This window comes from Bacillus sp. KICET-3 (genome assembly GCF_033261025.1).
In the GTDB taxonomy this organism is placed as follows: domain Bacteria; phylum Bacillota; class Bacilli; order Bacillales; family Bacillaceae; genus Bacillus; species Bacillus sonorensis.
Genome location: NZ_CP137345.1, coordinates 4459109 through 4476099, shown reverse-complemented (window position 1 = coordinate 4476099; position 16991 = coordinate 4459109). Strand labels below are relative to the sequence as shown.

15 protein-coding genes are annotated in these 16991 nt (G+C 43.0%); all 15 read left to right on the top strand.

Annotation, left to right across the window (positions count from 1 at the left end; all coding sequences use genetic code 11):
- The first annotated feature begins 20 nt into the window (after window positions 1-20).
- Complete coding sequence (deoC, locus tag R5H20_RS22795) at window positions 21-692, top strand: deoxyribose-phosphate aldolase (protein WP_006639703.1); 672 nt, start codon at window positions 21-23, stop codon at window positions 690-692.
- A gap of 96 nt (window positions 693-788) precedes the next feature.
- The gene (locus R5H20_RS22790) at window positions 789-1970 is read left to right on the top strand and encodes a NupC/NupG family nucleoside CNT transporter (RefSeq protein ID WP_006639702.1); all 1182 of its coding nucleotides are present in this window, start codon (window positions 789-791) and stop codon (window positions 1968-1970) included.
- Between the two features lie 28 nt (window positions 1971-1998).
- Entirely contained in the window at window positions 1999-3300 is a 1302-nt protein-coding gene (locus R5H20_RS22785) for a pyrimidine-nucleoside phosphorylase (RefSeq protein ID WP_006639701.1), read from the top strand.
- Window positions 3301-3627: 327 nt separating this feature from the next.
- Complete coding sequence (locus tag R5H20_RS22780; RefSeq protein WP_006639700.1) at window positions 3628-4020, top strand: DUF5082 domain-containing protein; 393 nt, start codon at window positions 3628-3630, stop codon at window positions 4018-4020.
- A gap of 9 nt (window positions 4021-4029) precedes the next feature.
- On the top strand, window positions 4030-4299 hold the full coding sequence (locus tag R5H20_RS22775) for a YwqI/YxiC family protein (RefSeq protein WP_006639699.1): 270 nt from the start codon (window positions 4030-4032) through the stop codon (window positions 4297-4299).
- Between the two features lie 17 nt (window positions 4300-4316).
- Window positions 4317-5909: a ribonuclease YeeF family protein gene (locus R5H20_RS22770; RefSeq protein WP_006639698.1), complete on the top strand. Its 1593-nt coding sequence runs from the start codon at window positions 4317-4319 to the stop codon at window positions 5907-5909.
- A 14-nt stretch (window positions 5910-5923) separates the two neighbouring features.
- The gene (locus R5H20_RS22765) at window positions 5924-6703 is read left to right on the top strand and encodes a hypothetical protein (protein WP_006639697.1); all 780 of its coding nucleotides are present in this window, start codon (window positions 5924-5926) and stop codon (window positions 6701-6703) included.
- 18 nt (window positions 6704-6721) lie between these two features.
- Window positions 6722-7324: a hypothetical protein gene (locus R5H20_RS22760; RefSeq protein WP_006639696.1), complete on the top strand. Its 603-nt coding sequence runs from the start codon at window positions 6722-6724 to the stop codon at window positions 7322-7324.
- A 137-nt stretch (window positions 7325-7461) separates the two neighbouring features.
- Window positions 7462-8910 (top strand): DEAD/DEAH box helicase, encoded by a 1449-nt coding sequence (locus R5H20_RS22755; RefSeq protein ID WP_006639695.1) that lies wholly within the window; start codon window positions 7462-7464, stop codon window positions 8908-8910.
- Window positions 8911-9026: 116 nt separating this feature from the next.
- Window positions 9027-10439: an arabinan endo-1,5-alpha-L-arabinosidase AbnB gene (locus R5H20_RS22750; RefSeq protein WP_006639694.1), complete on the top strand. Its 1413-nt coding sequence runs from the start codon at window positions 9027-9029 to the stop codon at window positions 10437-10439.
- 164 nt (window positions 10440-10603) lie between these two features.
- Entirely contained in the window at window positions 10604-11566 is a 963-nt protein-coding gene (locus tag R5H20_RS22745; protein WP_006639693.1) for a hypothetical protein, read from the top strand.
- A 129-nt stretch (window positions 11567-11695) separates the two neighbouring features.
- Window positions 11696-12685, top strand: coding sequence for a choloylglycine hydrolase family protein (locus R5H20_RS22740; RefSeq protein ID WP_006639692.1), 990 nt, complete (start codon window positions 11696-11698; stop codon window positions 12683-12685).
- Window positions 12686-12703: 18 nt separating this feature from the next.
- On the top strand, window positions 12704-13252 hold the full coding sequence (locus R5H20_RS22735; protein ID WP_006639691.1) for a hypothetical protein: 549 nt from the start codon (window positions 12704-12706) through the stop codon (window positions 13250-13252).
- A 373-nt stretch (window positions 13253-13625) separates the two neighbouring features.
- The gene (locus R5H20_RS22730) at window positions 13626-15464 is read left to right on the top strand and encodes a beta-glucoside-specific PTS transporter subunit IIABC (RefSeq protein WP_006639690.1); all 1839 of its coding nucleotides are present in this window, start codon (window positions 13626-13628) and stop codon (window positions 15462-15464) included.
- Window positions 15465-15525: 61 nt separating this feature from the next.
- The gene (locus R5H20_RS22725) at window positions 15526-16935 is read left to right on the top strand and encodes an aryl-phospho-beta-d-glucosidase (RefSeq protein ID WP_006639689.1); all 1410 of its coding nucleotides are present in this window, start codon (window positions 15526-15528) and stop codon (window positions 16933-16935) included.
- Window positions 16936-16991 lie beyond the last annotated feature (56 nt).

Genomic DNA, 16991 nt, shown 5'->3' with positions numbered 1-16991 from the left:
GACAAAGGAAGTGCTTGTATATGACGATTGCAAAACAAATTGATCATACAGCATTGAAACCGTATACACAAAAATCAGACATAAAGAAGTTAATAGAGGAAGCGAAAACATACCAATTCGCTTCAGTCTGCGTCAATCCGACATGGGTGGAATTTGCCGCCAAAGAACTGGCTGGAACCGGAATTGATGTTTGCACAGTCATCGGCTTCCCTTTGGGCGCCAATACATCTGAAACAAAAGCGTTTGAGACGAAAGACGCCATTGCAAAAGGCGCGACAGAGGTGGATGTGGTCATCAACATCGCCGCTTTAAAAGACGGCGACGATAAGCTGGTTGAATCAGATATCCGCGGCGTTGTAGAAGCCGCAGCCGGAAAAGCCCTTGTCAAAGTCATTATTGAAACATGTCTTTTGACAGATGAAGAAAAAGAGCGTGCATGCCGTTTGGCAGTCGCAGCGGGTGCTGATTACGTCAAAACGTCCACAGGATTCTCCACAGGCGGAGCAACAGCGGAAGATATCGCGTTAATGCGGAAAACCGTCGGACCTGACATTGGGGTCAAAGCATCCGGTGGCATCAGAACAAAAGAGGATGTTGAAAAAATGATCGCAGCGGGAGCAAGCCGCATCGGAGCGAGCGCCGGGGTTTCCATTGTCGGCGGTGAAGCCGGGAAACAAGACGATAACTATTGATAGATGCAGAAACGGGAAGCGTCATGCTTCCCGCAAAATACAGAAACATGGCATTGTAGAAAATTGTAAGCGAATACAATTTCAGGAGGACGCGACATGAAGTTTTTAATTGGGATCTTAGGCTTGATCGTAGTCTTGGCCCTTGCATGGGTGGCGAGCAGCGGGAAAAACAGAGTCAAGTACCGCCCTGTCATCGTTATGATTGTACTGCAATTTGTATTAGGGTATATTTTGCTCAACACAGGTGTCGGCAATTATCTTGTCGGAGGCTTTGCCCAAGGCTTCGGCTATTTGCTCACATATGCAGGAGAAGGAGTTAATTTTGTTTTTGGCGGACTGGTGAATGTGAATGAATCTACATTCTTCATGAACGTTCTCCTCCCAATCGTGTTTATTTCAGCTTTAATTGGTATTCTTCAGTATTGGAAAATACTCCCGTTTATTATAAAATATATTGGACTTGCGCTTAGCAAAGTCAACGGAATGGGGAAACTGGAATCTTACAATGCCGTGGCTTCGGCGATTTTGGGGCAGTCTGAAGTATTTATTTCCTTGAAAAAGCAATTAGGAGGGCTTTCCAAACAAAGGCTCTACACACTATGTGCGTCAGCGATGTCAACCGTGTCCATGTCAATCGTCGGTTCTTACATGACGATGCTTAAGCCCGAATATGTCGTGACCGCGCTTGTATTGAACTTATTTGGCGGATTTATTATTGCTTCTATTATCAATCCTTATGAAGTGACACAGGAAGATGATGTGGCAGAGGTTGTAGAAGGGGAAAAACAATCCTTTTTCGAAATGCTCGGTGAATACATTATGGACGGATTTAAGGTGGCCGTCGTCGTTGCGGCTATGCTGATCGGATTTGTTGCGATCATCGCCATGATCAACGGTATTTTTAATGCTGTATTGGGCGTATCCTTCCAAGAACTGCTTGGCTATGTATTTGCCCCATTCGCTTTCTTAATGGGTATTCCATGGAATGAGGCAGTCAATGCCGGAAGCATCATGGCAACCAAAATGGTGTCCAATGAATTCGTTGCTATGCAGTCGCTTGCTCAAGGCAATTTCCACTTCAGCGGCCGTACGGAAGCGATTGTGTCCGTCTTCCTCGTCTCTTTTGCAAACTTCTCATCCATCGGCATCATTGCCGGCGCGGTGAAAGGATTGAATGAAAAACAAGGGAATGTCGTCGCTCGTTTTGGCTTAAAATTATTGTACGGTGCTACACTCGTCAGTTTCTTGACTGCGACAGTCGTCGGATTGATTTACTGAACATTATAGAAAAGGATCGGTGATGATGATGAGAATGGTCGATATCATTACGAAAAAGCAGAGCGGAAAAGAGCTGTCCACGGAAGAAATCAACTTCTTTATCAACGGCTATACGGACGGCAGCATTCCTGACTATCAGGCAAGCGCGCTGGCCATGGCGATCTATTTTCAAGACATGACTGACAGAGAACGCGCTGATTTAACGATGGCTATGGTCAACTCAGGCGAGACGATTGACCTCTCCGCCATTGAAGGCATTAAGGTCGACAAGCATTCAACCGGAGGCGTCGGCGACACGACCACACTCGTTCTCGCGCCGCTTGTCGCTTCGCTTGGGGTGCCTGTTGCCAAGATGTCCGGCCGCGGACTCGGCCATACAGGAGGAACGATTGACAAGCTGGAAGCCATTGAAGGGTTTCACGTGGAACTTTCAAAGGATGAATTCGTTGACCTCGTCAACCGCGACAAGGTCGCCGTCGTCGGGCAAAGCGGTAACTTGACTCCCGCCGATAAAAAGCTTTATGCACTTCGTGATGTGACAGGGACTGTCAATTCGATACCGCTGATCGCAAGCTCAATTATGAGCAAGAAAATTGCCGCCGGAGCGGATGCCATCGTCCTTGATGTGAAAACGGGAGCGGGCGCCTTTATGAAAACGGACGAAGACGCCGTCAATCTCGCAAAAGCGATGGTCCGAATCGGCAACAATGTCGGCCGCCAAACGATGGCTGTCATCTCTGACATGTCTCAGCCGCTCGGCTATGCAATCGGAAACGCCTTAGAGGTCAAAGAAGCGATCGACACATTAAAAGGAGAAGGTCCTGAAGACCTTACCGAGCTTGTCTTAACATTGGGCAGCCAAATGGTCGTTCTCGCCAAAAAAGCAGAGACTCTTGACGAAGCAAGAGAGAAACTGACCGATGTAATGAAAAACGGAAAAGCGCTGCAAAAATTCAAAGACTTCCTGCAGAACCAAGGCGGCGACAGCTCTGTCGCGGATAACCCTGAAAAGCTGCCTCAGGCTGCCTACAAAATCGACGTTCCTGCCAAAGAAGCGGGCGTCGTGTCTGAAATCGTCGCCGATCAAATCGGCGTCGCGGCCATGCTACTGGGTGCCGGCCGCGCAACAAAAGAAGACAAAATCGACCTCGCCGTTGGCATCATGCTTCGCAAAAAAGTCGGCGATGCCGTTGAAAAGGGAGAGCCATTGGTCACACTTTACGCCAACCGTGAAAATGTTGATGACGTTATCACAAAAGTCTACGACAACATCCAAATCGCTGAAAAAGCCGAAGCGCCGAAGCTCGTGCATACGGTGATTACGGAATAGAAGAACATGCAGAAACAGCACATACCCTTGGGTGTGTGCTGTTTTTTTGATGTTGCAAGATTTGAGGAAGGTCATTTGAACTAAACACCTGATGCTATTTCAAAAAACATTGTGCAAAGCATGAATGGATCAATTCAAGAAAATCCAAGAAAACCAAGTCCATTATCCTATTTACCTATTTTGGATGATATTGTAATATGGAAAAGGTCTGATTTATAAGAGCGTTAGTCTCAACTAGGAAGCAACAATATACCTAACGAAAACACGGGGAATAAGCGAATAGTAACGTGCGAATTTTTATTTTCTGAAAAACGAGGTGAACCCGATATGTCAAACCATGCTGCTAAAATCGCTTCTTTGGAAAAAGATATTTCTTCTTTATCTCACAATATAAAGGATACACAAAGCAAAATCGCTGAACTGAAAAAAGCAAAAACCGCTATTATCGGTGAACTTCATACCCTTTCAAACAATGCCACTCTCATCAATCAGCCAGATATCACATCACATATATGGAATGGCAGACATACAAATCAATTTATCAATATTAGATCAAACATTGCACACAGCTATCAAAACATACAGAGAGAAACAGATGGTCTGATTTCGCATATTGAGCAAGAGATTGAAAATCTTCAAATGCAAATCTCTAATATGGAGATGTTTCTAAGTATACAAAAACAACAGCTTACAGATATAAAAAAACAAGTCAATCATTGAGGTGAAAGAATGGCAGAAATAAAGGTAAAAGCAGAAGAAGTCAAAACGGCGTTTTCAAACCTTCAGACAAAAATCAGCGCACTTTCGATATCAAGTTCAAAAGCCGATAGCGCTAATTCTTCAATGGATGTAGTGAACAAAATAAAAAAAATTGAAAAGGAATACGAGCAGCTATTAAAAAAATACAAGGAGGCGCTATCTTCAGTTGAAAAGGACGCATGGTCAAACATTAAAGTCCTGATTGATACTGATAAAAACATCTCTCAAAAAATGAAATAAGGAGGGCTGGTTTTCTCTTGAAAGTTTTAGATGTCTCTGAAGTCATTGACGCGATAGACCAATTGATTAAGGAAAAAAAGCAAGAGGAAAAAGAAATCAATGCCATAAGGGAAAGTGTACAAAAAATTGCAGAGCTTGATGATGCATTAAAAGGAGAAGGCGGAAATGCGATCAAAGAACACTTTTCGGTTCTTCATCTTCCCGTGCTGCTTTATTTTCAGCACTTTATTGATCAATACATACAGAATTTAAAAGATATTAAAGCAAAAATCAGAACCTATGAATCAACAGAGGGTTTTGTAAAAGAAGAGTTTCTGACGCATGACGTCAAAAAGGGCTTAACAGAACTGAAACGTCAAACGAATGATACGGTTGATTCGATTAATGACGAATTTGATAAAATCAGCCAGTTGATTGGGGGCGGATCTATCTCTTTGGCATCATTTAATGAGCATATTTCCGAAGCAAAAAAACATGTGAACAACACAGTGTCTGATTTAAAAGAGCTTGATCGCGATGCTAATTCAATATTAAAACAATCGTCAAATTCGATCGCTCAGCTTTCCAAGCTCACTGAAAAAGTGAACACTTGGTCAAAGGGAGGCGCGATCCTATCTAAAAAAACGATTAAAGAGGTTGAAAACTACTTTTCTGAAACAGATGTCGTGAAACAAATGATTGACGAAGCCGTTGATTTAGCAGAAAAACAAGACGATCCGACAATGATGGGCAGAATCGCTGAATGGCTCGATTTAATCGGTACAGGAAACGGCGCTTTGGCTGTAACAAAAGGCGTCATAGCCGTGAATGTACTGGCGACGAAAATGCTTGAGCTTGAAAAAGACGGAAAAGGAAACTTCCGTGTGAAAGCCTCTCCGAAATGGACGCAGGGAGCTAACGGAAAATACGATTCCAAGGTGGCTCAGTTTGTTTACAATATCCTGAAAAAAGGCGATCCAAACTCAAGCAAACCAATCAAAAAATGGCTCGGCAAATTTCAAAATAAACCAAGCGGCCTTTTGAGAAAGATTGTTGGGTTGGGGCCTAACACAACAAGAATATCATATGAAAAGATTTTAGAAAGCCAAAGTTTCCTAAAGCATAAGCCAGAGGAACTGAAGAGTTATAAGACTAAGCTTGATGTGAAAGGGACTCTTGGGAAGTTTAAGGATGAGGCTAGTATTACAAAACTCGCCAAAAAAATACCTTATGCTGGAACAATATTCTCCTTGACTACAAATGGAGCTGAGTTTTTTAGTGATGATAATAAAGATAAATCTTGGTTCGAAAAATTTGGCCGATTTTCAGCAGGGATTGGAATGGATGCTGGAGTTGGAGCGTTGACCGCTAGCGGAGCTGGACTGGGTTCATTAATATGTCCAGGTCCTGGCACTCTTATTGGAGGAGCAATTGGAGCTGGTATTGGTATAACTGGATCCATAATTGCGGGAGATCAAGTAAAAGAATGGGGAGAAGATGCTGCAGGTTGGATAGAAGATAAAGGTAAGGAAGCTGGTGAATGGTTAAGTCAAAAGGCCTCTGAAACGGCAGATACAATTTCAGACGGACTCTCAGGTGCAAAGGAATTTGTCACTAGCTGGTTCAGGTAATAAGGAGGAGTATAATGTTAGACTCTAAAATTATATTAACAACAAATGAACTCGTTGCCGCATTATTATTGTGTAGATATGAAAAAGCTGCTGAAGATATTATCAATGATCAGCAGTTGATTCAAGATGAAAAAGATATTGAGCCATTTTCAATTCAAGCCGAAAATCTTTTAAAACAGAGAGGATATTGGGCTGATGACACAGAATCTAATTTACAAAAAGGGTTAGAAAACCTGATTCACTTACTCATTCAATCAAAGCGAAAAGTTCGCTGTATCCATCGAAAAAAGGTGATGATAATACACCATATCCAAAAAGATGAACTGATTGTCCAGGAGATTGAAAACCAAAATCATTGTTTTTCGATTTTAAGAAGCAGAGAGCTGTTTTTAGAAATGCTGAAAATGTTTTATCATTCATATATAGATAAAAAACCAGAACATGAAATTTTTGAAATGGATGAAGGTTCATTTGACGAGTTTCACGAGGTTGAAGCTGCCGTTATTAAAAGAATGGCAGAAGACCCGGAAACGCATCCAACTATAAGTCAATTTTCTTTTGATTTTTTAGCAAACAACCAAGAGCTCGATAATATTTCTTTTGTAGAAAGTGACTATATTCAAAATCAAACAAGATTAGATCAAGTTGCTTTTTTATTAAGAAGTGATAATTTCATTTGGCATTTAGATTATGAAAATATTAAAAAAACTGGCTCGCTATATCTTCAACCAGTGGCAGTCGACGAATATTTCGGGAAAATAGTGGATACAATGAATGAATTTTATGATTTATAGTAGAAAGGATTTCTATTTATGTTCTCTTTTAAAAAAAGCCGATTCTTTTGGCTGAGAAGCAATTTTATTCTAATATTGTTAACTGCTCTATTGTTGTTGAATAAACCTTATTGGGAAAAAAACGCCAATGTTATGTTTTTTATGTTTGTTTGCACTGCTGAGCTGTTTATCATTTTACTTTCGTTGGTATATGGCTTTCAAACAAAAAAGACAGTTGCGCGCCCTCCTTCAAGAGCTATAAGAAAGACCAATATCCCAATAGGTATATTTGTTTTCTCTATTTTTAGTTTATTTTTTGGATTTGCGATGTCAGGGGATATACCGTATCCCAATTCTGCGCTTATCATATATTTAACAATTAACATGGTGTTTGCATTTGTTTCTTTGTTTGTACCAACATTAATCATTAAGCTATATGAAACCAATGTATATGATGAATCAAATGGGCTAGTCACCGACTTTTTTCGATATGTAGCCATTCTGGTTTCCTCTTTAAATTATGAAGTCCAAATCGTTTTAGCCCGCCTCCCTTTTGTATTACAGCGTCTAATGGGCGTCATTTTCATCGCTGCTTTGCTGTGGGAGCTTACTATGATCGGATTAATTTTTGAAAACAATTGATATTGTAGGTGTTTCTTGCGGCTGTGTCTATTACAGCCTCTTTTTCATGTCCTTTTGAAATCAGGAATGATTAGCGTATAATCACATTCATAACACCGTCATTCACTGGAAATCATATGACCAAAAGGAGTCCATTTATGAGCAAAACCAGTTTTAAAAGCTATAGATTAAGCGGCGATATCATGAAAGCCCTCGATCATTTAGGGTACAAGCATCCGACTGCGGTGCAGAGTGAAGTGATCCCCGCAGTGCTCAAGAAGCGGGATGTTATTGTGAAATCGCGGACGGGGAGCGGGAAGACGGCTGCGTTCGGAATTCCGCTTGGCGAACTGACCGAATGGGAAGAGAATAGACCCCAAGCTCTGATTTTGACACCGACGCGCGAGCTTGCCGCTCAAGTAAAAGAGGATTTGACCAATATCGGCCGCTATAAAAGAATAAAAGCAGCAGCTGTTTACGGAAAATCTTCCTTTGAACGGCAGAAAACGGAATTGAAACAAAAATGCCATGTGGTTGTCGGGACTCCGGGCCGTTTATTAGATCACATTGAAAAAAGAACGCTTCCGCTGGAAAAACTGAAATACCTTGTCATCGATGAAGCTGATGAAATGTTGAATATGGGATTTATCGACCAGGTTGAAGCGATCATCCGTCATCTGCCGGAAGAACGGCTGACCATGCTGTTTTCAGCGACCTTTCCGGAGGATGTCGAGCACCTTGCTGATCAATATATGAAAAGCCCTTTGAAAATCGAGATCAAAGCAAGCGGTATGACAACCGCAGACATCGATCATGCGCTGATCATCGTAAACGAGCATGATAAATTTTCGCTTTTGCGGGATGTTTTAATTACTGAGAACCCGGACAGCTGCATCATGTTTTGCCGTACACAGGAGCATGTGAATGAATTGCAGCGGCGATTGGCCGGTTTGGGCTATCCCTCTGCCAAAATCCACGGCGGAATGCCTCAGGAAGAACGTTTTGCCGTTATGAACCGCTTTAGACGCGGAGCATTTCGCTATTTGATAGCCACCGATGTGGCGGCAAGGGGCATTGACATTGAGAACATGACACATGTGATCAACTATGATCTGCCATTAGATAAAGAAAGCTATGTGCACCGTACCGGAAGAACAGGACGAGCGGGCAGCCGGGGAAAAGCGGTTACCTTTGCCACACAGCATGAAAAGAACATTATAGCGGAAATTGAAGACTACATCGGTTTTGCTATTCCTGTCATTGAAGCTCCATCAAAAGGAGAAGTGGCACAAGCAAAAGCGGCGTTTCAAAAGAATATCAATACAAAGCCGGAGCTTAAAAAAGATAAGAGTGAATCGTTAAATCAAGAAATCATGAAGCTCTATTTTAATGGGGGAAAGAAGAAGAAACTGAGAGCCGTTGATTTCGTCGGAACGATTGCTAAAATCGATGGTGTCTCTGCGGAAGATATCGGTATTATCACAATACAAGAGCAATGTTCATTTGTTGAGATATTAAACGGCAAAGGCCCGCTCGTATTAAATGCGATGAAAGAAACGACCGTGAAAGGGAAATTGTTGAAAGTGCATAAAGCAAGGAAGAACTAATTTCAGGCTGTCGACTCTATCGAGAGCTTTTTTGTTCGTAATAAACAATGGATAAGCGGCATATGATGGATTGTCAAAAAATGAAAGCGTTTCAAAAGAGAGGAGAACAAATGAAGATGAGTAAGCGTTTCTTGCGGATTCTTGCATTGACTTTCATCATCACTGCCTGCTTGATACCGGGGACTGCATTTGCAACATTTCAAAAACCGGTTTTTTCAGATGTTAGCGTTCATGATCCATCCGTCATCAAGGTCGATGATATGTTCTATGTATTCGGCTCCCATTTGGCCTCGGCAAAATCAGCCGACCTCATGAAGTGGACGCAAATTTCTTCAAGTGTAAACAACGACAATCCGCTTATTCCAAATGTGCATGAGGAATTAAAAGAGACCTTTGAGTGGGCGGAGACCGATACGCTGTGGGCGCCTGACGTCACACAGCTTGAAGACGGCAGATTTTATATGTATTACAATGCCTGCCGGGGAGATTCTCCAAAATCGGCGCTCGGCCTTGCTGTCGCAGACGACATTGAAGGTCCGTATAAAAACAAAGGCGTTTTTTTAAAATCGGGAATGGAGGGAATCAGCAATGACGGCACCCGATATGACGCGACAAAGCATCCGAATGTCGTCGACCCGCACACATTCTTTGATAAGGACGGAAAACTGTGGATGGTGTACGGCTCCTATTCCGGCGGTATTTTCATTTTAGAAATGGATCGGAAGACCGGCTTCCCTCTTCCGAATCAGGGCTATGGAAAAAAACTGATCGGCGGTAACCACAGCCGGATTGAAGGCGCATATATCCTCTACAATCCGGATACGGAGTACTATTACATGTACATGTCTTTCGGCGGCCTTGCTGCTGACGGCGGGTACAACATCCGTGTCGCCCGCTCGAAACATCCAGACGGGCCATACTATGATGCGGAAGGCCATGCGATGATCAATGTGCGCGGCAAAGAAGGCACACTTTTTGATGACCGCTCAATCGAGCCGTACGGCGTCAAACTTATGGGGAATTTCCAGTTTGAAAATAAGAGCGGCTACGTCTCGCCGGGCCATAACTCCGCCTTTTATGATGAAAAAACCGGCCAATCCTATTTGTTTTTCCATACCCGTTTCCCGGGACGGGGCGAGGAGCATGAAGTCCGTGTTCATCAGATGTTGATGAATAAAGAAGGCTGGCCTGTTGTCGCGCCTCACCGCTATGCCGGAGAGAAACTCGGGAAGGTGAAAAATTCGGACGTGATTGGAGACTACCAGTTGGTGCGGCATGGCAAGGACATTTCCGCAGATATTAAAGAATCCGCAGACATTCGTTTACATCGCAATGGCAAAGTGTCCGGCGGGGCAGAGGGAAAATGGAAGAAAACCGGACACAACCGAATTGAACTCAAGATCGACGGAAAAAAATACAACGGCGTGTTTTTGCGGCAGTGGGATACGAGCGCCGGGCGGAAAGTGATGACGTTTAGTGCGTTGTCTCGTGAAGGGGGTGCGGTTTGGGGGAGTGAAGATTTATATTAAAAGTAGTAATAATTTATAAAGGCATATACCTAATTAAAGGTATGTGCTTTTTTGAGAAGGTTACTAATAAATTTTGTTTTAATATAGTAATTTAGTGAGAGTTATACGATAATTAGTATAGATTTCTTTTAAAAGGGCGCATGATGCTGTTTTAGAGGTGTAAGATGGAGACCATGATATTATTTATTATATTTATGTTTGTTATATTTTTAGTTATATTGCTTTCTAGGTTTATACTTGATAAAGCAATATTTCCTTTTATTGAATATTTGAGCAATTCCAGTTTTGAAAAATATAATGAAATAGTTAAAAAAAGTAAAAAACGATTAATTATACATAATGTGATTTTAAAAATTAGCGAATGTTTTTTCATTTTGCTATTGATATTTTTTATAACCGTGTGTTTAAGTTTGTCTTTATCTCCAAACGATATAATCTTGACAATCAAGTATATTATAGTATCTGCTTTCTTTATTTGTTGCACAATTTTTATAGGGAATTTCACCCAAAAAATTAAAGATGAATTTAAAAGAGGGAAAATTAAATATGATAGCTTAATAGAAAAGACTATTCATAAGATTATATCCACTATAGATATAGACAGTTATTTGTATAGCAGGTTGAAAGTCATTGGAAAAGCAAGTATGAGCTTTTTAATTCATTGCTTGCTCATTTATTTGATCCTACTTTTTTTAACAAAAGTCGATAATATCCCCTACGAAGTTTTTTATTTAGGTTTAATGTTTCTTCCTTTAGCTTTGGCAAGTTGGGTCTATTTTTCATCATTAAATAATGAAGAACAAAATATCCGAAGAATAGTTATTTATGTAGTGTTATTGATTGTAACTTTAGGTAAAAGTTTTTTTGATTTTAAAGTTGTAATAGGTTTAGATGTTGTTAATTCAGCTAATGAATATATTATATTCTTAATCCTCACTGTTTTCACTGCTGTGGACCGACTTTTAAAAAGTATATTTGATCATTTAAAAAGCTTTAAAGAGCAAAAAAAGGAAAAATCTAAAAAAAGAAAAACGAACAGAAGAAAAAAATTAAAACAAAAGATTCCTTTAAAATCGAAGGCAGCAAAACCAAGAAAGAGAACAAAGATTAAAGGAAGAACTATCTAATGGCAAGCCGGGATGAAACATCTCGGCTTTTGCTATAATCCTTTCATTTTGACGAATCTTTTCCAATTCGTTAAGATGAACATAAATTGTTCACTAAGTGTAATATCAATCAAAAAGGACTGAGGCGCCATGTGTACGAGTTTGACATTGACGACGGCTGATCAGATGCAAGTGCTGGCAAGAACGATGGATTTCGCTTTTCAGCTTGATGGCGAGGTGCTGTTGCATCCGCGTATGTTTCAGTGGACGAGTGAAGCGGATGGCAAGGAGCATAAGGCTCCGTATGCGTTTATCGGAATGGGCAGAAGGTTTAAAAATGCTTTGTTTGCCGATGGTGTAAACGAAAAGGGCCTGTCATGCGCCGCTCTTTATTTCCCGGGCTATGCGGTGTATGAAACAGAAGCAAAAGAGGACCGCAAAAATATCGCACCGCATGAATTTGTGACATGGGTGCTGTCAAGCTGCCGTAACCTGGATGATGTGAAAGATGCGGTGTCTTCCCTCGCCATTGTTGAGAGGGAGGTGAAGCTGCTCGGTACGGTTACGCCGCTGCATTGGATTTTGGCAGATCGATCAGGCAAAAGCATCGTCGTTGAACCTGTGGAGGACGGTATACAGGTTCATGACAATCCTGTCGGGGTGATGACGAACAGTCCGGATTTTCCATGGCATTTGACCAATTTACGGAATTACATCGGGCTGCGCCCGGGGCAGTTCACAGCAAAAAAATTGGGCGAACTGACGTTGTCGGCTTTTGGAGAAGGATCGGGGCTGGCCGGGCTGCCGGGAGATTTCACTCCGCCTTCCCGTTTTGTAAGGGCCGCGTATTTGAAGGAACATATTAAACCTGTCTCTGGTGAAACAGAAGGTGTGGCGGCGGCTTTTCACATTCTCTCAAATATGAACATACCGAAAGGCATTGTTATCACAGAGCAGGGAGAAGACGACTATACGCAATACACAGCGGCGATGTGCAATCATACGGGAACCTATTATTATCATCATTATCAAAATCGGCAGATTCAAAAGGTATGCCTGTTTCACGAAGACCTTGATCAGCCGGAGCTGAAATCATTTCCGGCAAGAGCTGAAGAAGCGATCCACTCACTTCAATTATAATACGAAGGAAGGAACGACATGCAAAACAAAGCAGCAAATAGACTTACTTTATTGGGAATAGGATTGCATATCATGTACTGGTTCGGCATTTTATTCGTCTTCCTGCGCATCAAAAGCAGGTGGTTTGATTCTTACACCGTTTGGAATCCGGATGTCGTGAGCGGATACACGCAGTCTGAGACTTTCGTGGATATGCTGAGATCGATGATTTATTCGGGGACATTGTTTAATTGGTTCTGTTTTTTCCTTTTGATCATGTTAATCGTCATTTTGGCGCAGTCGCTTATTTTTATTGCCCTGGAAATTACGGCGTATTTCAAAATCAGAAAAAATCCTTTTTCTGCGTGGGGTTCTTTTATTTTGGCGATGGGTTTTAAAAACATCTTTACGAATACATCCGGAATTCCGTTTCTCATTGCCGGATTTCTCCTTCATAAACAGCAAAAAGAACCGCAGGAACCTGAAACAAAGGCCGTGCGGCGCAAGACCAGAAGAAGGGCTTCCGCATTCGGCGAACGAAAAGCAGCAGCGGTGAAAAAACGGAGAAATCCAGGAGTAAAGTCTTGATAGAAAATGAGATTTGCAGATGAACCAAGCGGGGAAAAGCCGCCGAACACCGATTTCACGGGATGGCGGCGGCTTCCGCTTTTTTTATGTGACAATTGTAATGAAAGCGTTGACATAAAAATGAGCAGATGCTACAGTATAGATACAAACTAATATCACCAAGTTCCTAAGGATTGTTACTGCTATGCAGGCAAAACCTAAGTTGCGCATCATTATCGGGATATTGACCCGTGAATGGCGGCGTAATTTAGGTTTTTTTGTGCCTGAAAATGAGGAGGTGATGCAAAACGATCGATACTTTTCCAGAAAAAAAAGCCGGGTGAAGGCGGCCACCTTCAGTCCGGCAGATTCCCCCAAAAGAGGAGGTACTCATATGGATTATAATAAAGTATCAAAAGACATTTTACAACTCGTCGGCGGTGAGGAGAACGTACAGAGCGTGATTCACTGCATGACAAGACTGCGTTTCAACCTTTATGACAACGCAAAGGCAGACCGCGCGAAACTGGAAAGTCTGCCGGCTGTAATGGGCATCAACATCAGCGGCCAGCAGTTTCAAATCATCATTGGAAATGATGTGCCAAAAGTGTATAAAGCGATCATTGCCAATAGCGGACTCAGTGATGAAAAAGCAGGCTTGCAGCAAGGCGGGAAAAAGAAAAACGTGTTATCCGCCATCTTTGATGTAATTTCCGGCGTATTTACGCCGATTCTGCCGGCGATCGCCGGTGCTGGTATGATCAAGGGGATCATTGCGATCGCCGTCACGTTCGGCTGGATGACAAGTGAAAGCCAAGTGCACACCATTTTATCCGCCATCGGCGACGGAGCATTTTACTTCCTGCCGATTTTGCTGGCGGTCAGCGCCGCAAGAAAGTTCGGCAGCAACCCTTATGTTGCGGCGGCGATCGGAGCGGCGATTCTGCATCCCGATCTGACAGCGCTTCTCGGTTCAGGGAAAAGCATTTCCTTTGTCGGATTGCCTATAACCGCTGCCACTTATTCGTCGACCGTCATTCCGATCCTGCTCGCAATTTGGATTGCATCTTACGTTGAGAAATGGATTGACAGAGTCACCCCGACTTCTTTAAAGATGATCTTTGTGCCGACGCTGACGCTGCTGGTTGTCGTGCCTGTCACATTAATTACGGTCGGTCCGCTCGGTGCGATTGCCGGAAACTATCTGTCAATCGGTGTGAACGGTTTATTTGAAAATGCCGGTTTAATCACGATGGTCCTTTTAGCCGGAACGTTTTCTTTGATCATCATGACAGGAATGCACTATGCTTTCATTCCGGTTATGTTCAACAACATTACGCAAAACGGCTACGATTATTTGATACCTGCAATGTTCTTGGCGAATATGGGGCAAGCTGGCGCGTCATTTGCCGTCTTCCTGCGATCCAGAAATAAGAAATTCAAATCATTGTCGCTCACGACAAGCATTACGGCTTTGATGGGGATAACAGAGCCGGCGATGTACGGTGTCAATATGAGACTGAAAAAACCGTTTGTTTCCGCGCTTCTCGGCGCCGCCGTCGGAGGTGCATTCTATGGTATCACCGGTGTAGCAGCATATATTATTGGCGGAAACGTCGGTTTGCCGGGAATCACGACGTTTATCGGCCCGACTTTTATACAGGCGATGATCGGTATCGTCATCACGTTCTTTGCAGCGACGATTATCGCTTATCTGTTAGGATTTGAAGACATACCTTCAGAGGAAGATGACGCTCCGGCTAAAGGCGATGCGGCCGCCGAAGAAATCATTCACAGCCCTTTAAAAGGCGAAGTCAAAGCATTAAGCGAGGTGGATGATGCGACATTTTCCGGCGAAGTGATGGGAAAAGGCGTAGCCATCGAACCTGTGGAAGGCGAAGCGGTGTCTCCCGTATCGGGTACGATCACAACGGTTTTTCAGACAAAGCACGCTATCGGCATCACGAGCGACAATGGCGCAGAGATCATCATCCATATCGGGATCGACACGGTGAAGCTAAACGGAGAACATTTTACCGTACATGTAAAAGAAGGAGATGCTGTATCACCGGGAGATCTGCTTGTCTCATTTGACATGGAAGCGATTAAAAAAGCCGGCTATCAGCTGATTACGCCGATCATCGTGACAAATACGGATCGGTACGAATCGATCAAGCCGGTCAAAACAACAGAAAACGTAAATCTTAAGGAAGCGCTTCTCGTTTTATCGTAAATATAATATATCCCCTCTCTTTCATCGGGAGGGGAAGAAAATAATAATGAGGTGAAATCGTATGAGTGAAAATGCCAAAAGATTTCCTGAAGGCTTTCTGTGGGGCGGTGCGGTTGCAGCAAACCAGGTAGAAGGAGCGTATAATGTCGGCGGAAAAGGACTTTCGACCGCTGATGTGTCACCGAACGGAGTGATGCATCCGTTTGATGAATCAATGGAGTCGTTGAATTTGTATCATAAAGGCATTGATTTCTATCATCGCTATAAAGAAGATATCGCACTGTTTGCCGAAATGGGCTTTAAAGCGTTCCGCACATCAATTGCCTGGACGCGGATTTTTCCGAATGGCGATGAGAGCGAACCGAACGAAGAAGGCCTCAAGTTTTACGATGATTTGTTTGATGAGCTTTTAAAATACAATATTGAACCCGTTGTGACGATTTCCCACTATGAAATGCCGCTCGGCTTGATTAAAAACTATGGCGGCTGGAAAAACCGCAAGTTGATCGAATTCTATGAAAGATATGCGAGAACGGTTTTCAACCGGTATAAAGACAAAGTGAAATATTGGATGACCTTCAATGAAATCAACATTGTCCTGCATGCGCCGTTTACAGGAGGCGGCCTTGTCTTTGAGGAAGGCGAAAACAAACTGAATGCGATGTATCAGGCGGCGCATCACCAGTTTGTCGCGAGCGCTCTTGCGGTCAAAGCCGGACACGAAATCATCCCGGACTCAAAAATCGGCTGCATGATCGCCGCCACGACGACATATCCGATGACGCCAAAGCCGGAAGACGTGCTTGCCGCAATGGAAAACGAAAGAAAAACGCTGTTTTTCTCGGACGTCCAGGCGCGCGGCGCTTATCCGGGCTACATGAAACGCTTCTTAAAAGAACACAACATTACGATCGAAATGGCTGAAGGCGACGAAGAGATTTTGAAACAGCATACCGTCGATTACATCGGTTTCAGCTATTATATGTCAATCGCAGCAAGCACCGATCCTGAGCACCTTGCAAAATCAAAAGGCAACCTCCTCGGCGGCGTCAAAAATCCGTACTTGCAATCGTCTGAATGGGGCTGGCAGATCGACCCTAAAGGGCTGCGCATTACCTTGAATACGTTGTACGACCGTTATCAAAAGCCGCTGTTCATCGTCGAAAACGGTCTTGGCGCGGTCGATGTCGTCGAAGAAGACGGCTCCATCCAGGATGACTACAGGATCAACTATTTGCGCGATCATTTACTAGAAGTCAGAGAAGCGATCGCCGACGGCGTCGACTTAATCGGCTACACATCATGGGGGCCGATCGACCTTGTCAGCGCTTCTACCGCTGAAATGAAAAAGCGCTACGGCTATATTTACGTCGACCGGGACAACGAAGGAAAAGGAACGCTGAAGAGAACGAGAAAGAAAAGCTTTTATTGGTATAAAGATGTGATTGAAACGAATGGTGAGAGTTTGTGATGTAATGATGGAAAGGGCTGTTCCCTATGGGGGCAGCTTTTTTCTTCGCTATACAA

Bases quoted from the DNA above. Each gene is read 5' to 3' on its own strand.
- deoC (WP_006639703.1), top strand. From the start codon at position 21: ATGACGATTGCAAAACAAATTGATCATACAGCATTGAAACCGTATACA.
- R5H20_RS22790 (WP_006639702.1), top strand. From the start codon at position 789: ATGAAGTTTTTAATTGGGATCTTAGGCTTGATCGTAGTCTTGGCCCTT.
- R5H20_RS22785 (WP_006639701.1), top strand. From the start codon at position 1,999: ATGAGAATGGTCGATATCATTACGAAAAAGCAGAGCGGAAAAGAGCTG.
- R5H20_RS22780 (WP_006639700.1), top strand. From the start codon at position 3,628: ATGTCAAACCATGCTGCTAAAATCGCTTCTTTGGAAAAAGATATTTCT.
- R5H20_RS22775 (WP_006639699.1), top strand. From the start codon at position 4,030: ATGGCAGAAATAAAGGTAAAAGCAGAAGAAGTCAAAACGGCGTTTTCA.
- R5H20_RS22765 (WP_006639697.1), top strand. From the start codon at position 5,924: ATGTTAGACTCTAAAATTATATTAACAACAAATGAACTCGTTGCCGCA.
- R5H20_RS22760 (WP_006639696.1), top strand. From the start codon at position 6,722: ATGTTCTCTTTTAAAAAAAGCCGATTCTTTTGGCTGAGAAGCAATTTT.
- R5H20_RS22755 (WP_006639695.1), top strand. From the start codon at position 7,462: ATGAGCAAAACCAGTTTTAAAAGCTATAGATTAAGCGGCGATATCATG.
- R5H20_RS22750 (WP_006639694.1), top strand. From the start codon at position 9,027: ATGAGTAAGCGTTTCTTGCGGATTCTTGCATTGACTTTCATCATCACT.
- R5H20_RS22745 (WP_006639693.1), top strand. From the start codon at position 10,604: ATGGAGACCATGATATTATTTATTATATTTATGTTTGTTATATTTTTA.
- R5H20_RS22740 (WP_006639692.1), top strand. From the start codon at position 11,696: ATGTGTACGAGTTTGACATTGACGACGGCTGATCAGATGCAAGTGCTG.
- R5H20_RS22735 (WP_006639691.1), top strand. From the start codon at position 12,704: ATGCAAAACAAAGCAGCAAATAGACTTACTTTATTGGGAATAGGATTG.
- R5H20_RS22730 (WP_006639690.1), top strand. From the start codon at position 13,626: ATGGATTATAATAAAGTATCAAAAGACATTTTACAACTCGTCGGCGGT.
- R5H20_RS22725 (WP_006639689.1), top strand. From the start codon at position 15,526: ATGAGTGAAAATGCCAAAAGATTTCCTGAAGGCTTTCTGTGGGGCGGT.